Origin of the sequence: Streptomyces sp. NPDC029216, from assembly GCF_040648015.1 — a bacterium.
Classification (GTDB): domain Bacteria; phylum Actinomycetota; class Actinomycetes; order Streptomycetales; family Streptomycetaceae; genus Streptomyces.
Map to the genome: position 1 here is coordinate 1 of NZ_JBEZWL010000038.1, position 26,406 is coordinate 26,406.

Below are 26,406 nucleotides of genomic sequence, written 5' to 3' on the forward strand. Positions count from 1 at the left end.
GCCTGCACGGCGCCGGGGAGCCGCGCGCGTCCAGACTCCGGCATGACGCCGCGTGTGCACACGGCCGCGCGGGGCACACGGTCTTCATGACCGTCCCCAAGACAAGCGTTCTCGTACTGGACTGCGCGGAGCCCGAAGCACTGGCCCGCTTCTACGCCTCCCTGCTGGGCGCCCAGGTGGGCCCGGCCGGGGCCGACGGCGATCTCCTCCTGGTCGCCGGCACCTCGGGCACCGTGCTCGGGATCCGTCGGGACCCCGACCACGTACCGCCCAGCTGGCCGCTGCCCGAGGGGTCCCAACAGCCGCACCTGCAGATACTGGTGGCGCCGGAGGCGCTCGACGCAGCGGAGCGCGAAGCCGTGACCCTCGGGGCCCGCCCGGTCGGGGCGGAGGGGGAGGAGTCCCGCCCCGGCAGCAGGACGACACAGCGCCGCTACGCCGACCCGGCGGGCCACGCTTTCGTCCTGGTGGCCGTGCCCGCCCCGTCCGCCTGAACCTGACGTGCCCCCGGTGGCCGGACGGCCGGCCCGGTGCGATGTACCCCCGCCGGCCCTGGGGAGCGTCGCCGACCCGTACGGGCACGGACGCGGGGCTCAGCCTCCCGCGGCCCTGCCCGAGATCAGCCGGGTCCCCTCGATCTCCGCCCACACCACCTTGCCCTCCGCGTGGGCCTCGTGGCCCCAGCGGTCGCACAGGCGGTCGATGATGTAGAGCCCGTGCCCCCCCGGGACACCGCGCCGGGGGGAAGGGTCACTGCGCGGCGGGACCGCGGAGCCGTCGACCACCTCGATGCGCAGGACGTCCGTGCGGGTGAGGACGAGCTGGAGGCAGCCGCCGGCATGCAGGTTCGCATTGGTCACCAGCTCCGAGACGACGAGCAGGGCGTCCTCCGCGCTCTCGGTCCGGTCCCAGTCCCAGTCCTGCAGCGCAAGCCGGGTGAAGTCGCGCCCCTTCGCGACCTGGCCCCGGGCACCGGCCAGGGCGAGGTGCCGCCGCTGGCGCGTTGCCGGAGGCTGCTGCTGCGGCGGTGGATGGCCGGCCGGCGATCCGCTGCTCTTCACTGTGCTCCACCCCCACCGTTGCGTGGCTGACTTCTCGTGGCGACCGCAAGGACCTCCCGCGGTCGCATTGCGGTGCGCCTTCGAGCGCCGGGACAGTGTAAGGGGCCGGATTCTCACGCGTCGGCCATGTGCAGTCTCAGGACGAGGCCGGAGGGTGTGGAACGGGTCTCTACCAGGTCGCACAGCTGGTGGATCATCCACAGCCCGCGCCCGCCGTTCGCCGAGGCGAGGGAGGGGCGGCGGCGGCCCGCCAGGGGGTCGGCCAGCCGGCCACCGTCGCGGACTTCGGCGACCACACCGTGGCCGGCGTCGGCCCACAGCCGCAGCGTCCCCTGGCCGCCGCCGTGGCCGAGGGAGTTGGCCGCGGCCTCGCTGACGGCGAGGACGAGGTCGCCCCGCCGCCCCGCGGCCAGGGAGGCGTCGCGGGCCCACGCCTCGACGAAGTCGCGCACCGCGGCGAGCTCCCCGTGCGTGTAGTGCAGGCCCACCGCTCCCGGACCGGGTTCGGACAGCGGCAGGTCGCAGTCGGCGCAGACGACCGAGGCATCGGCGTAGGCGGGACTGGGACCGGCCGGTTCGCGGCCCTTCTCGATCAGCGTGGGATGCGTACGCCGGGCGTCCGCCACCACGGTCCCGGGCAGCCCCGCGACATCGTAGGGGCACAGGACGGTGGCAGCGCGGCCTGCGAAGGCGGTGTTGATCAGCGCCTCGTGGCGTGTGGCCTCCAGCACCTCGGCCTCCGTGCGCCCCGGCCAGATCGGCTCGCCGACGATACGGGCGGGCCGGCCTTCGTGCCGTTCGGCGAAATCCCGCAGGGCGGCGAGGATACGGCCCGGATTGCGCCCCAGCGTCGTCATGTCCAGGTACGCGACGTCCGGCCCGCCACCGAGGCTCTCCCGCAGTGGCCCCAGCCGGAGGCCGGGCACGGCCACCAGGACCGGCTCGTCCGCTCCGAGCGCGGCACGCACGAAACCGCCCACGCCGCCCAGGTATTGGCCGAGATCCTCGTAGAAGAGCGCGGAATGGACGAAGGCCCCGGGCCCGTCGGCCGCAGGAACTCTGATCATGCGGCGACCTCCAGCGCGGCACATTCGTCCGGGAACATCTCAACCACCTTGCGGAGCGAGTACGGCGGGCTGTGGAGCAGCAGGCACCGGCCCTGCCCGTGGAAGACCGCCGATGCCTGCACCAGGGCGGCCACGGCGGCGACGTCGAGGAAGCTCACGGCCGACAGGTCGAGGTGGACGACGGCGGCCGGGATCCGGCTCACGTCGGCCAGAGCCGCGCGCAGCTCCGGCCGGCTGTCCAGGTCCCCGCTGCCGCTGAGGCGCGCACCGGCCCGGTCTTCCAGCGGTAGGGCTGTCAGGGCCACGGGAACTCCTACGGGGTGAGCATGCCGGCGCGCAGCCGGCCCAGCACGCGTGAGAGCAGCCGGGAGACCTGCATCTGTGAGATGCCGAGTTCGACGCCGATCTCCGCCTGCGTCTTCTCCTGGCCGAACCGCATGTGCAGGATCAGCCGGTCCCGGGCGCCGAGCTCCCGCAGCAGGGGAGCGAGGGTGTGGAAGTCCTCGAACAACTCCATGGCCGGGTCCGTTTCGCCCAGCTTGTCCGCCAGGGCGCGTGCGGGACGGCCCGTCCCCTGGGCCTCGTCCGCCTCGCAGGCGAGATCCAGGGAGCCGCTGGTGTAGCCGTTGGCGGCGACCAGGCCGTCTATCACCTCCTCCTCCGACAGCCCGAGGTGCCCGGCCACCTCTCTGACCGTCGGCGCCCGGTTCAGCGCGTCGGTGAGGGCCTCCTGGGCCTTGGCGAGCTCGGTGCGCATCTCCTGGAGGCGGCGCGGTACGTGGACGGCCCAGGTGGTGTCGCGGAAGTGCCGCTTGATCTCGCCGGTGATGTAGGGGAGCGCGAGCGTGCTGAACTCCACCCCGCGGTCGGGGTCGTAACGGTCGATGGCCTTGATCAGGCCGATGGTGCCGACCTGGACGATGTCGTCCATGTCGATCCCGCCCCCGGCGGCCCGGGCCCGGAAGCGACGGGCGGCGTACTGCACGAGGGAGAGGTTCATCTCGATCAGGGTGTTGCGGGCGTACTGGTACGCACGCGTCCCCTCCTCCAGGGCACGCAGCCTCGCGAGGAACAACCGCGACAACTCCCGGGCGTCCGCGGGTGAAAGCTCCCGCGCCTGCTCCACCCGGGGGAGGGCTTCCGCCGACGGCTCCCCCTGCGCGACCGGGGTCCGGCGGCCCGGCGCACGACCCGGGCTTATGACTGCGGCCGAAAGAGGCATGATGGCCGTTCCCTCCCTGTAGTCGATGGCTGCCGTCCGCGCTCCTGCCCCGGGATCCGGTCCGTACACCTGCCGCGGTACGGCCACCCCGTCCGCGGTACGTCCAGGGCCCGGGCTTCGCCCCCCGGGTGAGCGACCGTGCATACTCCATTCCGGAACCCGTACGGTGACCATTCGGGGAGGCGCACATGACCGGAGCAGAGGACGTGCCGGGCGACGGCGTGGTCGAAGACAGCTACGCGGCAGGGCCCGGCTGGGTCGTGGTCGCTCGCGGAGAACTGGACCAGGACACCCTGGTCTCGCTGGAGGAGGCCCTGACCGCCGCCGCGGACCGGCACCCGATGGTGGTGCTCGACGCGACCGCCGTCACTTTCGGCGACTCCTCCTTCCTCAACCTGCTCCTGCGGGTGCGCCGCACGACCGCGCTGCGGATCGCCGCGCCGGGCGACCAGCTGCGCCGTCTGTTCGCTCTGACGGGAGCGGACACGGTCCTCTCGCTGTACCCCGACGTTCAGGCCGCGCTGGACGCCTGACGGCCGTGGGGTCCTGCGGCGCGGGTTAGCCTTCCCCCCGTCAAGGACGGCGAGAGTGAGGGTGGCGATGGCTGAGCGGACTGGCGCGGCTGCACCGGACGGGGCGCCAGGGGCCCCCGGCGGGGGCGGCATCACCGAGTCGGAGCTCCGCCTGCTGCTGGCAGGGCTGACGGCCGTGCGCGACGGGGACTTCCGTACCCGGCTGCCCGACTCGGCGGAAGGGCTCCTCGGGGAGATCGCCACGGTCTTCAACGGGATGGCCAACCAGATGTCGCTGTTCACGTCCGAGGTGACGCGGGTGGCCCGCGAGGTCGGTACGGAAGGGACCCTGGGAGGCCAGGCGGAGGTTCCCGGGGTCGGCGGGGCATGGCTGGACCTTACGGATTCGGTCAACTTCATGGCCGGAAATCTCGCGGACCAGGTCCGCAACATCGCCCAGGTGACCACCGCCGTCGCGCAGGGGGACCTCTCGCAGAAGATCACCGTCGATGCCCGGGGCGAGATCCTGGAGCTGAAGAACACGATCAACACGATGGTCGACCAGCTCTCCTCCTTCGCCGGCGAGGTCACCCGCATGGCGCGCGAGGTCGGGACCGAAGGGCTCCTCGGCGGCCAGGCCGACGTCAAGGGAGTCTCCGGAACCTGGCGGGACCTCACCGACTCGGTGAACTTCATGGCCGGGAACCTCACCGCCCAGGTGCGTTCCATCGCCCAGGTCGCCACGGCCGTCGCCAGAGGAGACCTCTCCCAGAAGATCACCGTCACCGCACGGGGCGAGATCCTGGAGCTGAAGACCACCATCAACACGATGGTCGACCAGCTGTCCGCGTTCGCCGACGAGGTGACGCGCGTGGCCCGGGAAGTCGGTACCGAGGGCCGCCTCGGCGGCCAGGCCCGCGTGTCCAGCGTGGCGGGCACCTGGAAGGACCTCACCGACAACGTCAACTCCATGGCGGACAACCTCACCGGTCAGGTCCGCAACATCGCGCTCGTCACGACGGCCGTGGCCAACGGGGACCTGTCGAAGAAGATCGACGTGGAGGCCCGCGGCGAGATCCTGGAGCTGAAGACCACCATCAACACGATGGTCGACCAGCTCTCCTCCTTCGCCGCCGAAGTCACCCGCGTGGCCCGCGAGGTCGGCAGTGAGGGCCGCCTCGGCGGTCAGGCCGAGGTCGAGGGCGTCTCCGGCACCTGGAAGCGGCTCACCGAGAACGTCAACGGGCTCGCCGGCAACCTCACCCGCCAGGTACGGGCCATCGCCGCCGTCACCAGCGCCGTCGCCGAGGGCGACCTCACCCGCTCCATCACCGTGGAGGCCCCGGGCGAGATGGGCGACCTCAAGGACAACATCAACTCCATGGTCGGCTCGCTGCGGGAGACCACCCGCGCCAACCAGGAGCAGGACTGGCTCAAGTCCAACCTGGCGCGCATCTCCAGCCTGATGCAGGGCCACCGCGACCTCGCGGTCGTCGCCGAACTCGTCATGGACGAGCTGACCCCGCTGGTCGCCGCCCAGTACGGCGCCTTCTACCTGGCCGAGGACACCCCCCGGGGCACGATGCTCACCCTCGTCGGCTCGTACGGGCGCTCCACCTCCGAGGGAGTGGCCGAAAGTTTCGCCCTCGGTCACTCCCTCGTCGGGCAGGCGGCCCGCAGCCGCCGCACCATCGCCACCGACCAGGTCCCCGCCGGCTACGTCATCTCCTCCGGGCTCGGCCACACCACGCCGGGCAGCCTGGTCATCCTGCCGATCGTCGTCGACGACCAGGTCCTCGGGGTGATCGAACTCGCCTCGTTCTCCGCCTTCACCGCCGTCCACCGCGACTTCCTCAGCAGGCTGATGGAGACCATCGGCGTCAACGTCAACACCATCCTCGCCAACGCGCGCACCGACGAGCTCCTGGACGAGTCCCAGCGCCTGACCGCCGAACTCCGGGCCCGGTCCGCGGAACTCCAGGACCAACAGGAGGAATTGCAGCGCTCCAACGCCGAACTGGAGGAGAAGGCCGCCCTGCTGGCCAGCCAGAACCGCGACATCGAGGCCAAGAACCTGCAGATCGAACAGGCCCGGCAGGAACTGGAGGACCGCGCCCGGCAACTGTCGCTGGCCTCCACCTACAAGTCCGAGTTCCTGGCGAACATGAGCCACGAACTGCGCACCCCGCTCAACAGCCTGCTCATCCTCGCGCAGCTCCTGGCCCAGAACCCGACCCGCAACCTCACCCCGAAGCAGGTCGAGTACGCGGGCATCATCCACTCCGCCGGCTCCGACCTGCTGCAGCTCATCAACGACATCCTCGACCTCTCCAAGGTCGAAGCGGGCAAGATGGACATCCACCCCGAACGGGTCGACCTGCCGCAGCTGCTGGACTACGTCGAAGCCACCTTCCGCCCGATGACCACCCAGAAGAGCCTCGACTTCACCGTCACCACCGCCCCCGACGCGCCCGCCGACCTGCTCACCGACGACTCCAGGCTGCGCCAGGTCCTGCGCAACCTGCTGTCGAACGCCGTCAAGTTCACCGAGCGCGGCGGGGTGGAGCTGCGCATCGAACGGGCCGCTGACGCCGAGATCCCGGCAGGGGTGCTCCACCGCGGCGCCATGATGGCCTTCCGTGTCCGCGACACCGGCATCGGCATCCCCGAACAGCAGCTGGAATCCGTGTTCGGCGCCTTCCAGCAGGCCGACGGCACCACGAGCCGCAAGTACGGTGGCACCGGCCTCGGCCTGTCCATCACGCGCGAGATCGCCCAGCTGCTGGGCGGTGCCGTGACGGCCGAGAGCACTCCCGGCCAGGGCAGCACCTTCACGCTCTACCTCCCCGTCAGCCACGCGGACTTCGAGGAAGGCCCGGGACCCCGCCCCGCGGCCCCGGACCCGACGGCCCACGGCGCCGCGTACGGGGCCCCCGACCCGGGTGGGAGCGGCAGCGGGACCAACGGCGCGGGACCGCGGCAGGGCCGCCGGCTCCTCGTGATCGAGGAACGCCCGAACGGCCTGCTCTCCCTGGTCGCCGAGAGCGCCGGGCGCGACCTCGTACCGCGCGGGGCGGAGGGCGGGGAGCATGCGGGCATCCAGGTGGTCGGCGCCACCAGCTCAAGCGAAGCGGCCGCGGCACTGGCGTCGGAGCCGTTCCACTGCGTCGTCCTCGAACTCGGCATGCCCGGCGGCGAGGCCATCCGGTTCCTCGACGCCCTCGACGGCGACCCGGCGCTCAGCTCCCTGCCGGTCCTCGCGCACGACAGCCCCCGCCTAGAGAACGGTCGGGAACAGGCCCTGCGCGAGCGCGCCGAGTCCGGTCGCCTGGAACTGCTGAGCAGCCTGGACGAGCTCCGCGCACGCATCGTCCGGCACCTGTCGGCCGACCGGCCCGGTGAGGCGCCGCTCGTCAACGGGGCGGTGGAAGGCGGGCAGGCCTCCCGGACCCCCGACGGGGACCTCGCGGGACGCACCGTCCTCGTAGTCGACGACGACGCACGCAACCTGTACGCCCTCAGCGGCATCCTCGAACTGCACGGCATGCGTGTGCTCCACGCCGAGGACGGCCGCAAGGGCATCGAGACCCTCACCCGCAACCACGGCGTCGACCTCATACTGATGGACGTGATGATGCCCGAGCTCGACGGCTACGCCGCGACCGCGGAGATCCGCGGCATGCCCGCGCACGCCGACCTCCCCATCATCGCGGTGACGGCCAAGGCGATGCCCGGCGACCGGGAGAAGAGCCTCGCGGCCGGGGCCAGCGACTACGTCACGAAACCCGTGGACGCCGACGACCTCATCGGCCGCGTCCGCCACTGGCTGACGGCCCCGGGCCGCCTCCAGCAGGGGCCGGCCACACGATGACCTCCTTCGGCACCCCCCGGCCGGCCGGGGAACGAGCGCAGGAGCCGACGGCCGGCGAACGGCCGCTGCCCTCCCTGCCCCAGCAGGCGCCCCCACCCCTGGGGCGGCTCGTCGCCACGGTCGAACGCCTGCGCCGGGAGGTCAGGGAGGCACACGCCGCCGCCGACGGCCGGGCACTGGTCGAGCTGGCCAAGGGAATCCTGATGGGGCGGCTGGACTGCACCCCCGCCGCCGCGGCCCGCCAGCTCGACGACCTCTGCCACGAGGCCGGGCTCTCCCCCCTGGAACTCGCCGCCGACATCGTCAACCAGGCCGCCCGCGACCAGGTCAGCGCGATCGCGGCCGAGTTCGTCGAACGGACCGCGACGGCGCAGCCCTCCCCGCAGACCTCCTCCGTGTCCGTACGCCTGCGCACCGCCGAGAGCGGGGTCCTCGCCGCCGCCGCCGACACCCAGGCCGTGGCCGACTCGCTGCTGGCCAACGCCCTCACCCCGCTCGGGGCGGTCGCCGTGGCCGTGTGGGCCGCGGCCCCCGACGGCTCGCTGGCCCTGGCCGGCCACGCCGGATTCGCCTCCGGGGAAGCCTCGCGCTGGCGCCACGTGCCCCCCGGCGTCGCGACCGTCCCCCGTCTGGCCCTGCGCGAGCGCGCCCCGGTGACCCTCACCGACCTCAGGCGCGAGGGGCTTCCCTCGATCGGACACCTGCAGTGGCCCGACGGCGGACGCATGGCCGTACCGGCCGGGACGGGCGGACGCGTCCACGGCGTCCTCGAAGTGTGCTGGCCGCATCCCCTGCCGCCGCTGTCGCCACAGATCCGGCGCCAGGTCGAGGCGCTGGCCGAACTGTGCGCCCACACCCTGGACACGGCGCCCCCTCCCCACGCCACGGCTCCCGAGGGACTGCTCCCCGACGTCTCGGAGCTGATCGACCTCGCCGAGGGACTGCACGACCCCACCATCATCCTGACGCCGGTGCTCGACCCCGACGGCCGGCTGTCCGACTTCCGCATCCGCCACGTGAACAGCAGGTTCGCCGACCCCGCGGGCCGCCCCCGCGGCGACGTCAACGGCGCACTGCTGCTGGAGGCCTACCCGATGGCCGGGGGCGGGAGCGGCCTCTTCGACACCATCGAGCGGGTGCACGCCACCGGCGAACCGTTCCGTGCCGAACGCATGGGCCTGACCGCGCTCGTCGACCAGATCCCGTTGACCTCGGTCGCGGACATCAGCGTCAGCCGGCACGGCGCCGCCGTCCTGCTGATCTGGCGCATCGAGGACGAGACCGCCCGGCTCGCCAACCTGCTGCAGCACGCCCAGCGCCTGGGCCGCATCGGCGGCTTCGAGGAGAACCTCGCCACCGGCGCCATCACCTGGAACTCCGAGCTCTACGCCCTCCACGGACTGCCGAGCGGTGCGCCCCCCGTACCGCTGCGCGACCTGCCTTCGTACGCCCACCCGGACGACTCCGCGGCCCTCGGCCGTTTCCTGCGCACCGTACTGCGCTACCGGCGTCCCGCTTCCGTCAACCTGCGCCTGCGGCGCTCCGACGGCATCCTGCGCCACATCCGGGTCGTCGCCGAGCCCGTCCTCGACGCGGCCCAGCGGCTGCACGCCGTGCGCGGCGCCTACCAGGACATCTCCGCACAACACTGGACCGAGGTCGCCCTCGCCGCGACCCAGGACCAGCTCGCCCTCACCGAAGCCGAATCGGCCGAACGCAACCGGCTCGCGCTCCAGCTCCAGCACGCCATCATGCCCCCGCACCACCACGTCGAGGCGCCGGGGCTGCGGGTGGCGGTCCGCTACCGGCCCGCGGAGACGGAGTCCCTGGTCGGGGGCGACTGGTACGACACGCTGGTCCTGCCCTCGGGCCTGATCATGCTCTCCGTGGGTGACGTCGCCGGCCACGGCATCGAGGCGGCCACCGGAATGGTCGTGCTGCGCAATGCCCTGCGCGGCCTCGCCGTCACGGGTGCCGGCCCCGCCCAACTGATGTCCTGGCTCAACACGGTCACCCACCACCTGACCCAGCAGGTCACCGCGACGGCCGTCTGCGGCCTCTACGATCCGCGCACCCGCGTCATGCGCTGGGCCCGCGCCGGGCACCTGCCGCCCGTACACATCAGGAAGGGCGAGGCCACGGCCTTCCCCCTCCTCGACGGCCTCCTCCTCGGCGCGCTGCCCGACGCCACCTATGCCGAGCAGGAGGTCCGCCTCGAAGCGGGGGACACCCTCCTGATGTTCACGGACGGGCTGGTCGAGCGCCGGGACGCCTCCGTACAGGACTCCCTGGCCCAGCTGCTGGACACCGTGACCACGGGAGCCGAAGACCTGGACGGCAGGCTCGACGGCCTGCTCACCGAGAGCTGGTCCGACACCGACGACGACACCTGCGTCATCGGCGTCCAGGTCGGCTGACCGGGGCGGGGGCGCGAGCGGTGCGGGCCGAGTGGTCGCGGAAGTCGCCCCGTTCGGGGAGTGCGGGGCCGCGCGGCGGGGCAGGCGCGGCTGCGGGGGGCACCGATGAAGGGTCCCACCCGGGGCCGGCCACCCGAGAGGCCGGTCCCGGTCCCCGAACACCTGATGCCAGGAGGCTGAGCATGTCGCAGGTCAAGGAGTCCATCGAGGTCGACGTCCCGGTCCGTACCGCCTATGACCAGTGGACGCAGTTCGAATCGTTCCCGCAGTTCATGGACGGTGTGCAGAGGATCGAGCAGCGCACCGACACCCTCACGCACTGGGTGACGAAGATCGCCGGTGTGGAGCGGGAGTTCGACGCGGAGATCACCGCGCAGGTCCCCGACACGAAGATCGCCTGGGTGACGGTGGGCGGTGAGACGGAGCAGTCCGGGCTGGTGACGTTCCGGCCGATCGACCCCGCCCATACCGAGGTGACCCTGATGATGGACTTCGATCCCGACGGGATGGCGGAGAGCATCGGGGACAAGTTCGGGTTCGTCGACCGCCAGGTCAAGGGCGATCTGAAGCGTTTCAAGCACTTCATCGAGGACCGCGGTACCCCGACCGGCCAGTGGCGCGGCCAGGTCTGACGCGCACTCCGCCCCTTCCCCGGGCCGGGGCCGCACCGGTGGGGCGGCCCCGGAAGAGGAGCACTCGCAGGAGGGCTTCTCCTTCCCCCGTCAGCCGCCGGGGACGAACGTCACCGGCAGGCTCTCGGGACCGCGCAGCCCGCCGGGTCGCCAGGGGACCTCGTCCGGAGGTACGGCGAGGGCGAGCCCGGGAAGCCGGCGCAGGGCCGTACCGATGGCGATCTCGCCCTCCAGCCGGGCCAGCGGAGCACCCAGGCAGTAGTGGATCCCGTGACCGAACGCGAGGTGGGCGTTGTCCTGCCGGGTGATGTCGAGCCGGTCGGGGTCGGCGAACCGTGCCGGGTCCCGGTCGGCGAGCGCGGAACCGATCAGCACGGTCGCGCCGCGCGGGACGCCCACGCCCGCGATCTCGACGTCCTCGCGCGCGAACCGCGCGATGCCGGGGCTGACCGGGCCGTCGTAGCGGAGGAACTCCTCGATCGCGCCCGGCAGCAACGCGGGGTCCGAGCGCAGCAGGTCGAGCTGCCGGGGATGGGCGAGCAGCATGGCGATGCCGCCGCCGATCAGGTTGACCGTGGTGATGTAGCCGGCGGCCAGCAGCAGGAACACCATGGCGACCAGTTCGTCCTCCGACAGCTGCCGTTCCTCGTCGCGGGCCGTGACGAGGCCGCTGAGCAGGTCGTCGCCGGGGGCCGTCCGCTTCTCGCGGATGAGCCCGGTCACGTACGCGCGCATGTGCTGCCACGCCTCGTTCACCACGGCCGGGTCGGGGGGTTCGGAGCCCCGCCTGATCAGGCGGTCGGTCCAGTGCTGGAAGTCGTGACGGTCGTCCACCGGCACCCCGAGCAGTTCGCTGATGACCGTCACCGGCAGCGGCAGTGCGAAGTCCGCGACGAGGTCGGCGTGCCCGGTCGGGGTGAACGCGTCCAGCAGCCGGTCGGTGAGGGACTGGATCCGCGGCCGCATCCCCGCCACCCTGCGGGCGGTGAAGGCCTTCGAGACCAGCCGGCGCAGACGGGTGTGGTCGGGCGGATCGCTGCGCAGCATGGTGCTCAGCAGCGATTCGCGCTCCGCTTCGGGCAGCTGCCGCAGGAGCCGGGCGTCCGAGGCATCGCGTACGTCGCTGCTGAGCCGGGGGTCGGACAGGGCCGCGAGCGCGTCGTCGTAGCGGGTGACGAGCCAGGCCTCCAGACCGCCCGCGACGACGACGCGTCGCACGGGACCTTCCTCGCGCAGCTGCCGGTACAGCGGGAACGGATCCGTGACGAAGGCGGGGTCGGCATAGGGCAGAAGGACCGGCCGCTCACTCATGTCGCCTCCCGAGGACGTCGTCCGCGCCGTGCAGAACGAGGGTGCTACGCGGACCGGCCGTGCCCCCTGCGGCGCGCCCCGTTCAGCGGAGTGATTCCTCTCGGCGGCAGGGACGGGTGCGTGCCTCAGGTCAGTACAGGAGGTCCTCCGGCGTGCTGCGGGCCGTCTCGGCAAGGGTTTCGAGTGCTCCGGCCAGGACGGGGAGCGGCGGTGAGGCGAGGCCGCCCCGGACCGCGGACGGGCTGGACCGTCCTCGCCGGCCTCGCCCTGAACATCGCCGCGGGCCAAGCCAGATCCGCCGCCGCCTGAGTCCGGGGCGCGCGCGGATGCCCGTACGCCCTCAACGTGCCTCCGCGGGCCGCCGCGCGCTCTTGCCCGGCATTCCGGACGCTCACTACGGTCACGCAGCGTACGCATCGTGCGCAGACAGTCACCGCAAGGGGATCCATGAACAAGGCTGCTTGGCATTCGCTCGCGCTCGCAACCGTCCTGGCCGTCCTTCCGCTCGGGGCGGCGGCCGCCAAGGCGGAGCCGCCCGGGCCGCTGTCCGCCGATGCCGTGGCGGCCATGACACCGGAGCGGCAGGGCGAGGTGCTGGAACCCCTGAGGGTCGTGGCCGACGCCGCGGCACGGGCCGGACGGGGCCCGCAGGCGGACGTGTACACGCAGGTCGAGATGGCCTCCGACTACCGCTCCGTCAACGTCTACCTCACCGATCCGAACCGGCGTGCCGCCTTCCTCGACGCCGTGCACAAGGCCAACCCGAAGGCCGACACGAAACTGCTCAACGTACGCAAGAGCGCGAAGACACGGCTGCAGCTCAGAAAGGAGATCACGGCCTTCCGCACCCGCAAGGACCTCCCCTTCACGATCGAAATGGCGGGCAGCACCGTCGACGGCAGTGCGATCGAGCTCGGCGTGAACGACGCCGAGGCCGCACGGCAGTACCTCGCCAGGCCCGCCGTCTCGCAGCAGCTCACGAACGAACGGGGCACGCCCCTGCGCATCCACCGGTCGGCCCCCTCGGTACCCCTCAACCGGTGGAACGACTCCGCTCCGTTCTACGCCGGCGCCGCGCTCGGCCCCGCGACGGGCACCTTCGCGCACTGCACCAGCGGCATCCCGGCCATCAGCACCGTGGACCGCCGTCAGTGGCTCGTCACGGCAGGCCACTGTTACGGCCAGGGCGAACTCGTCTACACGGCCGGCGGCAGCCAGATCGGCCGGGTCAACGCCAAGCTGGCCGACCTCGACTCGGGGTTCGTCGAGGCGCCGACGGACCGCCGCACCTGGGACGGTCTCGACGAGAACGGGTACTACCGCTACCTCAACGGCGTACGTAATGCGGCGGTGGGCGATTTCACCTGCCAGCTCGGCTACAACTCCAAGGTCGTCTGCAACATCCGCACCACATACGCGGGCAACGCCACCTGGGTGACCGACGGCGCCTACGTCTGGGGCAGCGCCGGCGCCCCGCAGACCTACGGCGTCGTCGCCCGCCCCGGCGACAGCGGCGGCCCCGTGATCACCATCAACAACCAGGACTCCCGGCAGCTGAACGGCATGGTCGTCAATGCGTGGGGCTGTGACGGCACCGGCAACGACAGGGTCTGCCGTGACCTGGTGGGCTGGATCGAAGTGGGCGACATCTTCGAGAGGTTCGCCATCACGCTCAACCCTGCCTGACGAGTCGGCCGTATGGGGGAGGTCCGAGGAGCCCGCCGGAGGCGTGCGGCCCGCGCGGGCATGAAAGGGGCCAGGCTGGACAGCGGGACGGGACGGATGTTCCTCCCGAAAACGGACGACAAGGGAGTTCGTCGTGGCCCACGCAACCGACCCGCCCGCACCCCGGCCGGCGCACGGCACGCCGGACGGGGCGGTCGCCGGTGACGCCCGCTCCCGCGTGGGCCTGCGCGTCAACGGTGTCCGCCACGACCTCGACCTGGACCACCGCGTCACGCTCCTCGACGCCCTGCGCGAGCACCTGGGCCTGACCGGCGCCAAGAAGGGATGCGACCACGGGCAGTGCGGCGCCTGCACCGTCCTCGTGGACGGCCGGCGCGCCAACAGCTGCCTGCTGCTCGCCGTCACCCTCGACGGCAGCGGTATCACCACCGTGGAGGGCCTCGCCGCACCCGACGGCGCCCTCCACCCGCTCCAGCGCGCCTTCATCGAACACGACGCCTTCCAGTGCGGCTACTGCACCCCCGGCCAGCTCTGCTCCGCCGTCGGCGCGCTCCGAGAAGCCGCCGCGGGACACCCCTCGCACGTCACCGCCGCCGCTCACCGGGCAGGGCCCGCCGTGCTGACCGCCGAGGAGATCAGGGAACGGCTCAGCGGGAACCTGTGCCGCTGCGGCGCCTACCCCGCGATCGTCCGGGCCGTCGCCGACGCGGGCGCGGACCCCGCGGCCACCAGGACCGGCGCGGACGTGATCGCATGAAGCCCTTCGCCTACGTACGCGCCGCCAGCCTCCGCGAGGCCGCCGACGCCTACGCCGCACACCCCGGTTCCCGCTATCTCGGCGGCGGCACCAATCTCGTGGACCTGATGAAGCTGGGCGTCGAGACCCCCACCGCCCTCATCGACATCTCCCGGCTCCCCCTGGCGGAGATCACCGAACTCCCCGACGGAGGCCTGCGCGTCGGTGCCACGGTCCGCAACAGCGACCTGGCCGCCGACCCCCGGGTGCGTTCCCGCTACCCGCTGCTCGGACAGGCACTGCTCGCCGGCGCCTCCGGCCAACTGCGGAACGTCGCCACCACCGGTGGCAACCTGCTCCAGCGCACCCGCTGCACCTACTTCCAGGACCCCTCCAAGCCCTGCAACAAGCGCGAACCCGGCAGCGGCTGCGGAGCCCGGGACGGGATCCACCGCGACCACGCGGTCCTCGGACACTCCGAGCACTGCATCGCCACCCACCCCTCCGACATGGCCGTGGCCCTCGCCGCGCTGGACGCCGAGGTCGAGCTGTACGGCGGACCGGACGCCACCCGCACCGTCGCGGCCGCCGAGTTCCACCGGCTGCCAGGTGACCACCCCGAGCAGGACACCGTCATCCGCCCGGGAGAGATCATCACGGCGGTGCTCCTGCCCGCGGCGGCGCCCGGCGCCGTTTCCATCTACCGCAAGGCCCGCGAACGCGCCTCGTACGCCTTCGCCCTCGCGTCCGTCGCCGTGCTCCTCGACCTCGACGACGGCCGCGTACGCCGGATCGCCCTCGCCTTCGGCGGCCTCGCCCACCGGCCCTGGCGGGCCACCACGGCCGAGGCGCGGCTGACCGGCGCCGAGCCGCACCCCGACACCGTCCGCGCGGCCGTCGACGCGGAACTCGCCCGGGCGGAGCCCCTGCGCGACAACGCGTACAAGATCCCCCTCGCCCGCAACCTCGCCTGCGAGGCCGTCGCCACGCTGGCCGGTACGCGCCCCGGTCCCCCCGCCACCCCGTGAGCGGCGCCACCGCCCAGGACAGAGGACCACGATGAGCCCCACCTCCGCCACGCTCGACACCCCCGCCCAGACCTCCCTCGGTGCCCCCGTCCCACGGCGCGAAGCCACGGAGAAGGTGACCGGCACCGCGCTCTACGCCGCCGAACGGCACCTGCCGCGACGGGCCTACGCCTGGCCGGTACCCGCGACGATCGCGCGCGGCCGGATCACCGCCGTGGACACCGCCGCCGCCCTGGCCCTGCCCGGCGTACTGGGCGTCCTCACCCCGTACGACGCACCGCGCCTGGGCCCCTCCGACGACCCCACCCTCCAACTGCTCCAGGACCCGCGGGTACCGCACCGCGGCTGGTACGTGGCCCTCGCCATCGCCGACACGCTGGAAGGGGCCCGGGCCGCCGCCGACGCCGTGCGCGTCACCTACGAGGCCGAGCCCCACGACGTCACCCTGCGCGAGGGACACCCCGGCCTGTACACCCCCGAGGAAGTCAACGGCGGCTACCCCGCGCACCGCGAACAGGGCGACCCGGACGCGGCGTTCGCCGCCGCGCCCGTACGCGTCGACGCCCGCTACTCGGTGCCGCCCCTGCACAACCACGCCATGGAGCCGCACGCCGCCACCGCGGACTGGGACGCCGAGCGCGGCCACCTCACCGTGTACGACTCCTGCCAGGGCACCACGGTGGTGCGCACCGTCCTGGCCGGACTGTTCCGGCTGCCAGAGGACCGGGTCACCGTCCTGGCCGAGCACGTGGGCGGCGGATTCGGCTCCAAGGGCACACCGCGCCCCCACGTCGTCCTCGCCGTCATGGCCACCCGGTACTGCGGCCGCCCCGTCACCGTGGCCCTGCCCCGGCAGCACATGGCCGCCACCGTCGGCCACCGCGCCCCCACCCTGCACCGCATCCGGCTCGGCGCCCGCCCCGACGGCACCCTCACCTCCCTGATCCACGAGGTCACCACGCACACCTCGCAGGTGCGCGAGTTCGTCGAGCAGGCCGCCGTACCCGCACGGGTGATGTACGCCGTCCAGCACAGCCGCACCACCCACCGCGTCGCCGCGCTCGACGTGCCCACCCCCTCCTGGATGCGCGCCCCCGGCGAGACCCCCGGCATGTACGCCCTGGAGTCGGCCATGGACGAGCTCGCCGACGCCCTCGGCATGGACCCCGTCGAGCTGCGCGTCCGCAACGACCCGGCCACCGAGCCCGACAGCGGCCGTCCTTTCAGCAGCCGCCACCTCGTGGAATGCCTGCGCGAGGGCGCGACCCGCTTCGGCTGGCCCGGCCGCCGGCCGCCCCTGCGGCAGGGGCCGCTCCTCATCGGGTGCGGAGTGGCCGCCGCCACCTACCCCGTGTACATCGCCCCTGCCGGCGCCCGGGCCCACGCCCGCCCCGACGGGAGCTACCTCGTCGAGGTCAACGCCACCGACATCGGCACCGGAGCCCGTACGGTCCTTGCCCAGATCGCCGCCGACGCCCTGCGCGTCCCGCTCGACGCCGTCTCGCTGTCCATCGGGAACAGCGCGCTGCCCGCCGGCCCCGTCGCCGGCGGCTCCGCCGGGACGGCGTCCTGGGGCTGGGCCGTGCACGACGCGTGCACCGCCCTGACCGACCGGCTGGCCCGGCACCAGGGGCCGCTGCCCGACGCGGGGCTCTCCGCGTCCGCCGACACCACCCAGTCGGCGAAGCAGAAGTCACCGTACGCGCGCCACGCGTTCGGGGCGCACTTCGCCGAGGTCCAGGCGGACACGATCACCGGAGAGGTACGCGTCCGCCGGCTGCTGGGCGTCTTCGCCGCCGGCCACGTCCTCAACCCCCGCACGGCCCGCTCCCAGTTCGTCGGAGGGATGGTGATGGGGCTGGGCATGGCGCTGACCGAACACGCCGGCCTCGACCCGGCGTTCGGCGACTTCGCTGAGCGCGACCTGGCCACCTACCACGTGCCGGTGAACGCCGACGTCCCGGCGATCGAGGCCCACTGGATCGACGAGCACGACAAGCACCTGAACCCGATGGGCAGCAAGGGCATCGGGGAGATCGGCATCGTCGGCGCCGCGGCGGCCATCGGCAACGCCGCGAGCCGGGCCACCGGCCGCCGCCTCCGCGAGCTCCCCCTGACCCCCGACCGCATCCTGACCGCCCTCGCCGAAGAACCGTCCAAGGCGGAATGAGGGCCGCACGACCGCGAAGCACCGGCGCTGCCGGTGCGGACCTGCTCCGGCGCCAGGAACGCCCCACCCGACACCGCACCGACGGTCCGTGACGGGTGGGCGGCGTCCCAGGCGTGCGCGAGCGCGAAGTCGGTCCCCCGGGGGACCCGAGCACCCGGACCGCCGCGTACGGCAGCGCCCCGTGCGCCGCCACCTCCTCCGCCGGCGAGGGGCCGGCTCTGAGTACGGCACCCGGGTGCACTTGAGTACCAAGGCGCTTCCGGGCCGCCCCCCGGCCGGGTGAGATGAAGGTATGAACGCTTCCACCACCGCTTCCCCGCTCCAGGCGGCGTCTCCCAAGGAGCGCACGCGATTCTGGGCGGTACTGGCCGCCGTCTTCTTCCTGCCCGCTGCCGTGATCGCCATGGTCCTGGCCCTGGCCTCGGAGCAGACCTCGCGCTGTGTCACCTACGGGGAGCAGTGCGCTGCCGGCCTGCCGTTCGCGCTCCTCGGCTGGAGCACCGCGTTCGGCGCCCTGGCGCTGGTCGTCGCCCTGGCCGCGCCGGCCGTACGGCTCCGCCAGACGGCACTCACCGTCCAGGTCTTCGCTGAATGCACCGCGCTGCTGGTCATCCTCAGCCACGCCTGAGAGCCGCGGGCTCTTGAGGCTCTACGGATTCACCGGGTCCAGTACTGCGCGAGGGCGCCTTCCCGGTACGGGGCGGGACTGACGCTGAGGTCACCGGCGAAGGGACGGTCCAGGACGAGGACCAGCAGCAGGCTGAAGCCGACGAGACCGGAGACCGCGGCGATGAAGAGGATCTGGACCCTCAGCTTGCGCAGACCGTAAAGGAACGTGAGCGGGACCAGGACGACCGCACCGCCGAACGCCAGAGCCTGAAGCAGCGGGGGAAGTTCCTGGCGCGCCATGGTGATGCGGGCACGGCGCTGGGAGGCGACATCGTTGAGATGGCCGACGGCCTGCTCGTAGAAGACCTGCTCCGTCTGACTCTTCGGGTCGTACGTCTGCAGCACCCGGTACGCGGCCTGCAGGTGCACTTCGGTCGCTCCGTAGCTGGGGTTGCCCCCACGCATGCGGGGCCACTGGTCCTCGACGACCGCGTGGACGTAACCGCTCATGGCCGAATCGAGACCGGCGCGCACCGGCTGCGGGAACGCGGCGGCGTCACGGGCGATGAGCGCCGCGTCGGTGGCCTCGGAGGCGACGATGGTCTGGGTCTCCTCCAGCTGCGTCCACAACGTGACGATGACGAACGCGAGGATGATTCCGTAGATGGCGCCGAACATCCCCAGCGTCACACCGACCATGTCGTTGTGCTCTCCGCGGGCCAACGACGGATACCTGCGGCGCAGGAGCACACTGCCGGCAACGGACAACAGGACGGTCCCACCGACGGCGAAGAGGGAAAGGGTGAAGGTGCTGAAGTGGTTGAGCAGCCATAGCGACATGAGCGCCGAGTCTAGGCCGACCCAACCCACCCAAAATGGCGGTTTCAACAGCCACTTCGGGCACGCCGGAGGAAGTTCACACCGCCGAGTGAATGGGCTCCGCCCCGTCATGCCGAAGGCGGCGGGCGGCACCGCGCGGGCTCACAGGCCAGCGGCCACGTACGGACGAGGATCCCGCGAAGTGGCCGTCTTGCGGCGGCTACTGCTGCCGCTGTACCGAAGTGGGGCGGTGGGGTGCGGGGTGGAGCAGGCTGGTGTCCAGGGAGGCGAGGTCCGGGCGGCCGCAGAGGGCCATGGCGTTCTTGAGCTCGGAGCCCAGGACGGACAGGATCGCCTGAGCTCCCTGGGCGCCCGCGACGGCCATGCCCCACAGCACGGGCCGCCCCACCAGCACTGCGCGGGCGCCCAGCGCGAGGGCGACCAGGACGTCCGAGCCGCGGCGGATGCCTCCGTCGATGAGGACCTCACAGCGTCCGGCGACGGCATCCACCACCTCGGGGAGCGCGTCGAGGGCGGTGACCGAGCCGTCGAGCTGGCGGCCGCCGTGGTTGGACACCACGACGGCCGCGACTCCCGACTCGGCTGCGCGGGCGGAGTCTTCCGCGGTGAGTATGCCCTTGAGGACGATCGGAAGCCGGGTCACCGAGCGCAGCCAGGCCAGATCGTCCCAGGTGAAGGCGGGGTCGATGCGCCGGGCCATCAATGCGGCCAGCTCGGCCGAAGAGCCGTCGGCGGGCATGTCGGGGAAGTTGGCCGGTGCCAGCCCGGCGGGGAGGGCGAAGGCGTTGCGCAGATCCCGTACCCGGTGACCCCTGACGGGGGCGTCCACGGTGACGACGAGCGCCCGGTACCCGGCCGCTTCAGCCCTCTTGACCAGATCCTCGCTGACGCTGCGGTCCCGGAAGACGTACAACTGCATCCACAGCGGTCCCCGCGCCACGCGTGCGACGTCCTCGAGCCGCGTGGTCGCGAATGTGCTGACCACCATCAGCGTGCCCGTCTCTCCCGCCGCACGGGCACAGGCCGCCTCGGCTTCGGGCGTGACCAGCCCGTGGAAACCGGTCGGCGCGATGGCGACGGGCAGGGCTACGGGGGAGCCGAGCAGCGTGGTGCGCGTGTCGCAGTGGGAGACGTCGACGAGGATCCGCGGCCGCAGCCGGTAGCGCCGGTAGCCGGCCAGGCTCTCGCGCAGCGTCGTCTCATCCCCGCTGCCGCCGTCGATGTAGTCCCAGGCAGTGGCCTCGACCCGGGAACGTGCCGCTGCGTGGTAATCGTCCAGGGTGACCAGGCTCCGGCCGCAATCACCGGGCGAGTTGTCAGCGTTGTCCGTATCAGCCGCCACGGCCCTCACCTCACCAGGCCCGCCCACCGCGGGCAAGCCCGGTTCCGGCCACCTGCGCGTAGGCGAAGGCGAACAGGGGCGGTTGACCGGCCATCGAGGAGAAGCGACCCGGCCCCAAGCCGTCCGTCTGCTTTCGGCGGGCATCCGAACCTCGGCGGCATGGCGTCCCGACAGTACTGCCGGGCCACCCCGGGCGAGGCGTGAGGACCGCTCCCGCCCCTCGCCGGGTGCGCAAACCCACGGGGGCGTTGAGCGCGATGGGCCCGGCGAGCCGCCCCGCGTAGGGGGCGAGGGCGGCGAGCAGTGCCTGCATCGCGATCGCGTCGCCGCTTTGGGCCGAACGGACGAGGCGGACCACCCCCGCCACATTCATTCCCCCATCCGGGGGGTGAGGGAAGGGAGATCCGCTGCCCCGCTGCTCTCCGTACTGACCGGCGCCCTTGCTGCTCCCAGGGGTTGCGGCCTGGCGCAAGACAGGACCCGGCCGGGGGTGGTGACTACGGTTTCGGCCGGGTCCTGCGTTTGCGGGGGTACGCCTTGCGGCGTGGTCAGAGCTCTTCGTCGCGCATGTCGTCCTCGTCACGCCCGTGCCGCATGTCGTCACGCCCGTGCCGCTTGAGCTCTTCGGGGCTCTTCCCCCGGATGTTCTCCTGGCCGGCGCCGGGGTGGACGGGGTCCTGGCCGGGGCGGCTGATGCGCTCCTGCTCCTCGCGGCCCTTGCCCGGCTTCTGGCGCTTGTCCTGCATACCGCCCATGACGGCGACTCCTCTGTGACGTGTGGCTGGGGGATTCCCCGGGCCACGATGCCACCCAAAGTCACATATCGCATTATTTGCGTCACGATCACGGTGGGAGGGTGACGCCGACGCAAGGAGCGGGGGAGTCGGCGTGCGGCCGGGGCCCGCGCCGACGACGATGGACGACGTTCCCATCCTCTGCGGTTGTTAGGAGCAGGCCCATGCTGGAGCGCACGATGCGCAAGGACCGGACCGAGGTCACGTTCATCCTTCCCCTTGACACCCCGCCCGGTCCGGTCAGCGTGGTGGGTGACTTCAACGACTGGCAGCCCGGCGCCCACGCCTTCAAGCCCCGCAAGGACGGCAAGCGGGCCGTCACCGTCGAGCTGCCGGGCGAGAGCACGTTCGCGTTCCGCTACCTGGCGGCGGGGGACTACTGGTTCAACGACGAGAGCGCCGGTGACCAGGACGGGCACAACAGCCGCCTGCACACCTGATCCGGCCGCCGGCCGCCGGCCGCCGGGCGGCGGCCGTCCGTGCGCCTGCCCGGCCGGCCTTTGCGGAGCGGCCGGCTCGCGCCCATGTCCGGCCGGGACTGTGCTGCCATGTCGCGGCGGCCGCCTCGACCCGCAGCGACCGGTTCCCGTCCTGTCAGGGGTCGATGGGGTGGGCGAAGGAGGAGTCGGCGGCGTGCCCGTACACCGTGGTGCCGGCGGGAATGGCCACCCGGCACAGGTCGCGGATGTCCGGGAGCAAGCCTGGGCTGAGGCTGGGTAGCGGCTGGCGCTCATCCGCGCGGGGAGCGCGATGATCGGCCTCTTCGGCAGATTCTGCAGGCGGATCGGGGCTCGGGCGGCGGCTCGTGGCCGGCTCCCCGTTCACTCGGGCTCGCAGGGCGGGCTCACGGATGGTGAACACGCGTTCGGTCTGGGTGAGCTGGATCAGGCGTGCGACGGGGCGGCTGAGCACGGTCAGCACGAGGGTTCTACCGGTTTCGGTGGCGAGCCGATTCAGGTCCAGCAGGAGGTGCAAGCCGGAACTGTCGCAGAAGGTGACGGCGCTGAGGTCCAGGTCAAGGCCGGTGCGACTGGCCCTGAGGGCTGTGACCAGGTCTTCGCGCAGACCGCGTGCGTCCTCCAGGTCGATCTCTCCGCACAGCCGGGCCACCACCCGTTGCGGGGTGGCTTCGAAGTCCGCGGTGACGCCTGGGGCCAGGGGCAGGGTGCTGTGGAGGCTGTCCGCAGGTATGGCGGGCTGGCGGGCGAAGTGACCGGTCATGGCGCTTCTCCCTTTCAGTGCTACCCAGGGTGGTCCCCGCGGGGAAGGGGCGAAGCGGCCGTCCCTTCTGGCGGGGCGAGGTTGGCCAGGAGTTCCAGGAGATTCTCGATCTTGTGGTGGCCCTCGGCCGGGTGGCGGAAGGCCGTACCGGGGGTGACCTGGTAGCGGTTGCGGCGGCCGTGGCGTTCCCGGGTGAGGTAGCCGGCGCTCTCCAGGTCGGTCACGATGGCCCGGGCGGCACGTTCGGTCACCTGGCAGGCGGCGGCGAGGTCCCGCAGCCGGATCTGCGGATCGCGCTGGATCATGGCGAGGATCCGGGCGTGGTGGGTGACGAACGTCCAGCTGGTTCGAGGCTCGACTCGTTCCATGCCCGAAATTATAGGATTCGCGATTCCGGTTTCGCCAGACCCAAATGCGAAGCCCTCCAGCCGTCCGGGTAAAGCGGGGCCCCTGGGCTCCGGATCAAGCACTCGGGCGGGAAGCAGGGTGCGGGAAGAGGTGCAGCCGCCACAGGGCGGACGATCGGCCGGCACGGTGCGGGAGGCGGGGCCGGTCCCGCACGTCCCGGCCGGCGGTCCTCACCGCACGCCTCACCGGGTCAGCCGTCGCTGCTCTTGGCCTCCGTCGAGCGGCCCGGGGATTCACGTGGCCTTCGGTGATCCGTCACCCCGGTGGAGGTGCCTCAGCGGGCACCTCGACGGCGCGCGATCCGGTCGGACCCGCTCTCCGGCCGTGCCTCCGGGCCGTTGGCGGGTCCGGTCACTAGCCTGGGCCCATGACTCCCGCGTCCCACCCTGTGCCGGACCGGTACACCGTCGTTCTCCGCCCCGGCCCGCCCGGCGTCCAGGATGCCAAGGGCCACGACGCGGTCCTGCGCACCGCCCGGGTCGAAGCGACCGGCACCACCGGTGTCTCCGGCTACCCGTGCTACGAGGGAGGGGGAGTCCGGGCGGAGATCGACCCCGAGAGCAGGGCCGTCGAGGCGGTCACCGTGGACGGTGGGGAGCTCCCGTACGGCTGGATCGCCCAACTGGCCGACGACGACCCCGGTCGCCGGCGGACCTGACCTGCAGTCTGACGTGGTCCCGCCGACCATACGTATCGGCGCCGGCAAGGCGTCGGTGTGGAAAGCGGGCGCGCGCGGGGACCCGGTCGAGCATCGCGCCGGCGATGTCGGCCAGTCGACGCACACCGGCGGGGGCCGGAACGGCGGGCAGGTGCGCCAGCAGCTCGGAAACGAGAGCGAGGGCCGCAGTGCCGTCACGCAGGGCGCCGCAGTCGGGAGCGGTGTTCAGCGGTCCGGCCGCGTGGCGGTCGCCCCAGACGCGCACGGCGGGCGGGTCCTCCGCCTGGAGCACCGGCAGGACGAGCGCGACGGCCCCATGCGCCGACGGCCCGTCCAGGCGCGGATTCGTGGAGACGACGTACTTCGGCATCACCTGGCAGGCGGCGAAGTCGTCCAGGTCGGGCTATACCGGGCAGAACGCCTCGTAGCTCTGACTGCCGATCACGGAGAAGCTCACCGGTCCTCGCGAGGCTCGGCTCCGTACATCTCGTGTCCAGCCTCGACGCGGCGCCCGACGGTTCCGTGACATGAGACACAGGGTGCACGGCGCTCCAGCAGGCGTGTGGAGATCGACCAGGCGCGTACATTTCCTCATTTGTCCTTGTTTGCCGCAGACATATCGCACTCCGCCAGAAACGGAATTGTCGACTCTCGTTTGCTTGTGCCCAACGCGGCTGATGGGAGCCGATTCCGGCGGTGCGTCAGCTTCGCTCCGATGCGGTGGAACGATGCCATGCACGATCTTGCGGCCCTTTCAAGCCCTGGCGCGGAATCCCCGCGTCGCGCCCGCGCTCGGGCTTGCCATCCCTCTCCGGGGCTTTTCAGAATGACCACTCCTCCGGCGCCCTCGCGGTTCTGGCGCCGGGAGCTTCGCGATCACCGAGTGAGGTCACGCATGAGGAAGCACCGTAAGAAGACGCACTACAGGAAAATAGCCGTCGCCGTCGGCGCGCTGGCCATCGTGGGCGTTCCCACCGCCGCCATGGCCTGCCTGGACCCCCAGGAGACCGGTCCCGCACGCACTGCCGCCGCCGCATGGCAGGACCCCTCCCTCGACGGCCCGCAGGCGGAAGCTCCGGTCCAGACCGGTCCCGCCCCCGCGCTCCCCGAAGCCGTGCCGCCGGCACCCGTGGAGCCCGTCGCCGAGCCGTCGGCAGACCCGTCGGCCGACCAGGTAGTCGAGGCCGCGCCGCCCGCGGCCCCCCAGCCGGCAGCGCCCCCGGCCGAGCCGTCGGCCGCTCCCTCGGCCCCGCAGGCCTCCGGGGCGACGGCCGACGCCCAGGCCAAGGTCCTCGCGCTGGTCAACCAGGAGCGCGCCGCCGCCGGGTGCCCCGCCCTCACCGTGAACGCGAAGCTCACGCAGGCCGCCCAGGACCACAGCGCCGACATGGCCGCCCACGCCACCATGTCCCACACCGGCTCCGACGGCTCCGACCCGGGCCAGCGCATCACCCGTGCCGGATACCAGTGGCAGACGTACGGCGAGAACGTCGCCTACGGCTACAGCACCCCCGAACAGGTCATGGAGGGCTGGATGAACAGCCCGGGCCACCGGCGGAACATCCTCGACTGCTCCTACCGGGAGATCGGCATCGGCCTGGCCCAGCCGGGCCAGTACTGGACGCAGGACTTCGGCGCGACGCGCTGACCCGTCGGGCGCGGGGCCGGCGGGTCCGGGACGGATCCCGGACGCCGCCCGCCCTCGGCCCGCGGCCCCCGGAGCCTGTCCTACGCCCCGTAGTGCTTCTTGATCAGCTCGTACGAGCGGACGCGCTCGCGCAGGCCGTAGACGGGCGTCGTCAGCATCAGCTCGTCCGCTCCCGTCTCCCCGGCCAGTTCCCGGAGCCGGCGGACGACGACCTCGGGCGTCCCGACCGCCTGCTGTGCGCGGAAGCTCGCCAGGGCCGCCCGCTCCGGTTCCGTGAACGGGTGCGCGGCCGCCTCCTCGGGCGTCGGGAAGGGGATCTCGCTGATCCCCTTGAGGAGCCCGGCCTTGACGACGTCCATCGGCCCGATGAGCCGCTGGGCCTCCTCTTCCGTCTCCGCACACACCGTCTCCACGCACAGCAGCACCCGCGGCTGCCCGCACCAGCGCGACGGGGTGAACTCCGCCCGGTAACGTTCCAGGACCGCACGGGTGTTCTCGGGCCGGATGTGGTGCGCGACGGCGACCGGCAGGCCGAGTTCGGCGGCGAGGCCGGCCCCGGCGGTGCTGGAGGCCAGCAGCCAGGGCTGCGGCAGCGGGCCGAGCGCGACCTCGTCGACCAGGAACGACAGGATCGCGGCCACGTCGTCGCGGTACTCCGCATCCGTCGTCGGCCCGGCTCCGCGGCGCAGTGCCCGCGCGGTGGCCTCGTCGAAGGTCCCGGGGCCGCGGCCGATGCCCAGGTCGATGCGGTCCGGGTGCAGGGCGGCCAGCGTTCCGAACTGCTCCGCCAGGGTGATGGGCGCGTGGTTGGGCGCCAGCACCCCGCCGGAACCGAGACGGATGGCCGAGGTGGAGGCGGCGGCGTGCGCGCTGAGCACGACCGGAGGGAAGGCGCCGATCGCGGGGGAGTGGTGGTGCTCGGCGTACCAGATCCGGTGGTATCCGAGCCGCTCCAGCTCCTGGGCGAAGGCCGTGGTGTCCCGCAGGGTGTCCAGGGCACGGGTGCCCGTCTGGACCATCGCGACTTCGAGTGCGGAAAGAGGTATGTCGACCATCCGGTCAGCATAGGGATCACGCGTGGGGCGACGACCACGGTGATCCTTTTCGCGCCACGCGGCGAGCCCGGCGTGCTGCGCAATGAACCGGACGCCGCAAGGAGTCGTGCCGCGCGTG

Annotated in this window: 24 protein-coding genes; 13 read left to right on the forward strand and 11 right to left on the reverse strand. The window is 72.4% G+C overall.

The genetic code is table 11. From position 1 onward, the window contains the following. Positions 1 to 86 precede the first annotated feature (86 nt). Positions 87 to 494 carry a VOC family protein gene (locus AB0F18_RS16300; protein WP_362060395.1) on the forward strand — a complete coding sequence of 136 codons (408 nt, stop codon included), beginning with the start codon at positions 87 to 89 and terminating at the stop codon, positions 492 to 494. Between the two features lie 99 nt (positions 495 to 593). Here AB0F18_RS16300 and AB0F18_RS16305 read toward each other — a convergent pair whose 3' ends face one another. From AB0F18_RS16305 to AB0F18_RS16320, 4 genes are all read right to left on the reverse strand, one after another. After that, on the reverse strand, positions 594 to 1,061 hold the full coding sequence (locus AB0F18_RS16305; RefSeq protein WP_362060398.1) for an ATP-binding protein: 468 nt from the start codon (positions 1,059 to 1,061) through the stop codon (positions 594 to 596). A gap of 113 nt (positions 1,062 to 1,174) precedes the next feature. Further along, positions 1,175 to 2,128, reverse strand: a complete 954-nt coding sequence (locus AB0F18_RS16310; protein WP_362060401.1) for a sensor histidine kinase — start codon at positions 2,126 to 2,128, stop codon at positions 1,175 to 1,177. Beyond that, positions 2,125 to 2,433, reverse strand: a complete 309-nt coding sequence (locus AB0F18_RS16315; protein ID WP_362060404.1) for an STAS domain-containing protein — start codon at positions 2,431 to 2,433, stop codon at positions 2,125 to 2,127. Before AB0F18_RS16315 ends, AB0F18_RS16310 begins: the two co-directional genes overlap by 4 nt. An 8-nt stretch (positions 2,434 to 2,441) precedes the next feature. After that, positions 2,442 to 3,350: a SigB/SigF/SigG family RNA polymerase sigma factor gene (locus AB0F18_RS16320; protein WP_362060407.1), complete on the reverse strand. Its 909-nt coding sequence runs from the start codon at positions 3,348 to 3,350 to the stop codon at positions 2,442 to 2,444. 188 nt (positions 3,351 to 3,538) lie between these two features. On the opposite strand from AB0F18_RS16320, the gene AB0F18_RS16325 reads away from it, so the two are divergent. From AB0F18_RS16325 to AB0F18_RS16340, 4 genes are all read left to right on the forward strand, one after another. Further along, the gene (locus AB0F18_RS16325; protein ID WP_362060410.1) at positions 3,539 to 3,883 is read left to right on the forward strand and encodes an STAS domain-containing protein; all 345 of its coding nucleotides are present in this window, start codon (positions 3,539 to 3,541) and stop codon (positions 3,881 to 3,883) included. A gap of 67 nt (positions 3,884 to 3,950) precedes the next feature. Continuing rightward, positions 3,951 to 7,733, forward strand: a complete 3,783-nt coding sequence (locus AB0F18_RS16330; RefSeq protein ID WP_362060413.1) for a HAMP domain-containing protein — start codon at positions 3,951 to 3,953, stop codon at positions 7,731 to 7,733. Next, positions 7,730 to 10,150 (forward strand): SpoIIE family protein phosphatase, encoded by a 2,421-nt coding sequence (locus tag AB0F18_RS16335; RefSeq protein WP_362060416.1) that lies wholly within the window; start codon positions 7,730 to 7,732, stop codon positions 10,148 to 10,150. Before AB0F18_RS16330 ends, AB0F18_RS16335 begins: the two co-directional genes overlap by 4 nt. A gap of 182 nt (positions 10,151 to 10,332) precedes the next feature. After that, positions 10,333 to 10,782, forward strand: a complete 450-nt coding sequence (locus AB0F18_RS16340) for an SRPBCC family protein (protein WP_362060419.1) — start codon at positions 10,333 to 10,335, stop codon at positions 10,780 to 10,782. A 90-nt stretch (positions 10,783 to 10,872) separates the two neighbouring features. Here AB0F18_RS16340 and AB0F18_RS16345 read toward each other — a convergent pair whose 3' ends face one another. Then, positions 10,873 to 12,093, reverse strand: a complete 1,221-nt coding sequence (locus AB0F18_RS16345) for a cytochrome P450 (protein WP_362060422.1) — start codon at positions 12,091 to 12,093, stop codon at positions 10,873 to 10,875. Positions 12,094 to 12,540: 447 nt separating this feature from the next. Here AB0F18_RS16345 and AB0F18_RS16350 point away from each other — a divergent pair, with 447 nt between their 5' ends. The 5 genes from AB0F18_RS16350 (at position 12,541) to AB0F18_RS16370 (ending at position 18,341) form a co-directional block, all read left to right on the forward strand. Further along, positions 12,541 to 13,779: a hypothetical protein gene (locus AB0F18_RS16350; protein WP_362060425.1), complete on the forward strand. Its 1,239-nt coding sequence runs from the start codon at positions 12,541 to 12,543 to the stop codon at positions 13,777 to 13,779. Positions 13,780 to 13,996: 217 nt separating this feature from the next. After that, a complete protein-coding gene (locus AB0F18_RS16355; RefSeq protein WP_362060539.1) occupies positions 13,997 to 14,536 on the forward strand; it encodes a 2Fe-2S iron-sulfur cluster-binding protein in 540 nt (179 codons plus the stop codon). Further along, positions 14,533 to 15,543, forward strand: a complete 1,011-nt coding sequence (locus AB0F18_RS16360) for a xanthine dehydrogenase family protein subunit M (protein ID WP_362060428.1) — start codon at positions 14,533 to 14,535, stop codon at positions 15,541 to 15,543. The genes AB0F18_RS16355 and AB0F18_RS16360 overlap by 4 nt, the downstream gene beginning before the upstream one ends. A 31-nt stretch (positions 15,544 to 15,574) precedes the next feature. Beyond that, the gene (locus AB0F18_RS16365; protein ID WP_362060431.1) at positions 15,575 to 17,713 is read left to right on the forward strand and encodes a xanthine dehydrogenase family protein molybdopterin-binding subunit; all 2,139 of its coding nucleotides are present in this window, start codon (positions 15,575 to 15,577) and stop codon (positions 17,711 to 17,713) included. 292 nt (positions 17,714 to 18,005) lie between these two features. Further along, positions 18,006 to 18,341, forward strand: a complete 336-nt coding sequence (locus AB0F18_RS16370) for a hypothetical protein (protein WP_362060434.1) — start codon at positions 18,006 to 18,008, stop codon at positions 18,339 to 18,341. Between the two features lie 29 nt (positions 18,342 to 18,370). On the opposite strand, the gene AB0F18_RS16375 is transcribed toward AB0F18_RS16370, so the two are convergent. The 3 genes from AB0F18_RS16375 to AB0F18_RS16385 form a co-directional block, all read right to left on the reverse strand. Next, positions 18,371 to 19,162, reverse strand: a complete 792-nt coding sequence (locus AB0F18_RS16375) for a DUF4239 domain-containing protein (RefSeq protein ID WP_362060437.1) — start codon at positions 19,160 to 19,162, stop codon at positions 18,371 to 18,373. A gap of 199 nt (positions 19,163 to 19,361) precedes the next feature. Next, positions 19,362 to 20,504, reverse strand: coding sequence for an alpha-hydroxy acid oxidase (locus AB0F18_RS16380; RefSeq protein ID WP_362060440.1), 1,143 nt, complete (start codon positions 20,502 to 20,504; stop codon positions 19,362 to 19,364). Between the two features lie 548 nt (positions 20,505 to 21,052). Next, the gene (locus AB0F18_RS16385) at positions 21,053 to 21,259 is read right to left on the reverse strand and encodes a hypothetical protein (RefSeq protein WP_362060443.1); all 207 of its coding nucleotides are present in this window, start codon (positions 21,257 to 21,259) and stop codon (positions 21,053 to 21,055) included. 203 nt (positions 21,260 to 21,462) lie between these two features. Here AB0F18_RS16385 and AB0F18_RS16390 point away from each other — a divergent pair, with 203 nt between their 5' ends. Then, a complete protein-coding gene (locus AB0F18_RS16390) occupies positions 21,463 to 21,738 on the forward strand; it encodes an isoamylase early set domain-containing protein (RefSeq protein WP_362060446.1) in 276 nt (91 codons plus the stop codon). A gap of 154 nt (positions 21,739 to 21,892) precedes the next feature. Here the strand turns inward: AB0F18_RS16390 and AB0F18_RS16395 are convergent, their stop codons facing one another. Both AB0F18_RS16395 and AB0F18_RS16400 read right to left on the reverse strand, forming a co-directional pair. Further along, entirely contained in the window at positions 21,893 to 22,519 is a 627-nt protein-coding gene (locus AB0F18_RS16395; protein WP_362060449.1) for an STAS domain-containing protein, read from the reverse strand. Positions 22,520 to 22,539: 20 nt separating this feature from the next. After that, positions 22,540 to 22,887 carry a MarR family transcriptional regulator gene (locus AB0F18_RS16400; RefSeq protein ID WP_362060452.1) on the reverse strand — a complete coding sequence of 116 codons (348 nt, stop codon included), beginning with the start codon at positions 22,885 to 22,887 and terminating at the stop codon, positions 22,540 to 22,542. Between the two features lie 407 nt (positions 22,888 to 23,294). Between AB0F18_RS16400 and AB0F18_RS16405 the strand changes: the two genes are divergently transcribed. Further along, positions 23,295 to 23,585, forward strand: coding sequence for a hypothetical protein (locus AB0F18_RS16405; protein WP_362060455.1), 291 nt, complete (start codon positions 23,295 to 23,297; stop codon positions 23,583 to 23,585). An 895-nt stretch (positions 23,586 to 24,480) separates the two neighbouring features. Then, the gene (locus AB0F18_RS16410; RefSeq protein WP_362060458.1) at positions 24,481 to 25,233 is read left to right on the forward strand and encodes a CAP domain-containing protein; all 753 of its coding nucleotides are present in this window, start codon (positions 24,481 to 24,483) and stop codon (positions 25,231 to 25,233) included. A gap of 80 nt (positions 25,234 to 25,313) precedes the next feature. Here the strand turns inward: AB0F18_RS16410 and AB0F18_RS16415 are convergent, their stop codons facing one another. Next, complete coding sequence (locus tag AB0F18_RS16415; RefSeq protein WP_362060461.1) at positions 25,314 to 26,288, reverse strand: LLM class flavin-dependent oxidoreductase; 975 nt, start codon at positions 26,286 to 26,288, stop codon at positions 25,314 to 25,316. Positions 26,289 to 26,406: the final 118 nt, after the last annotated feature.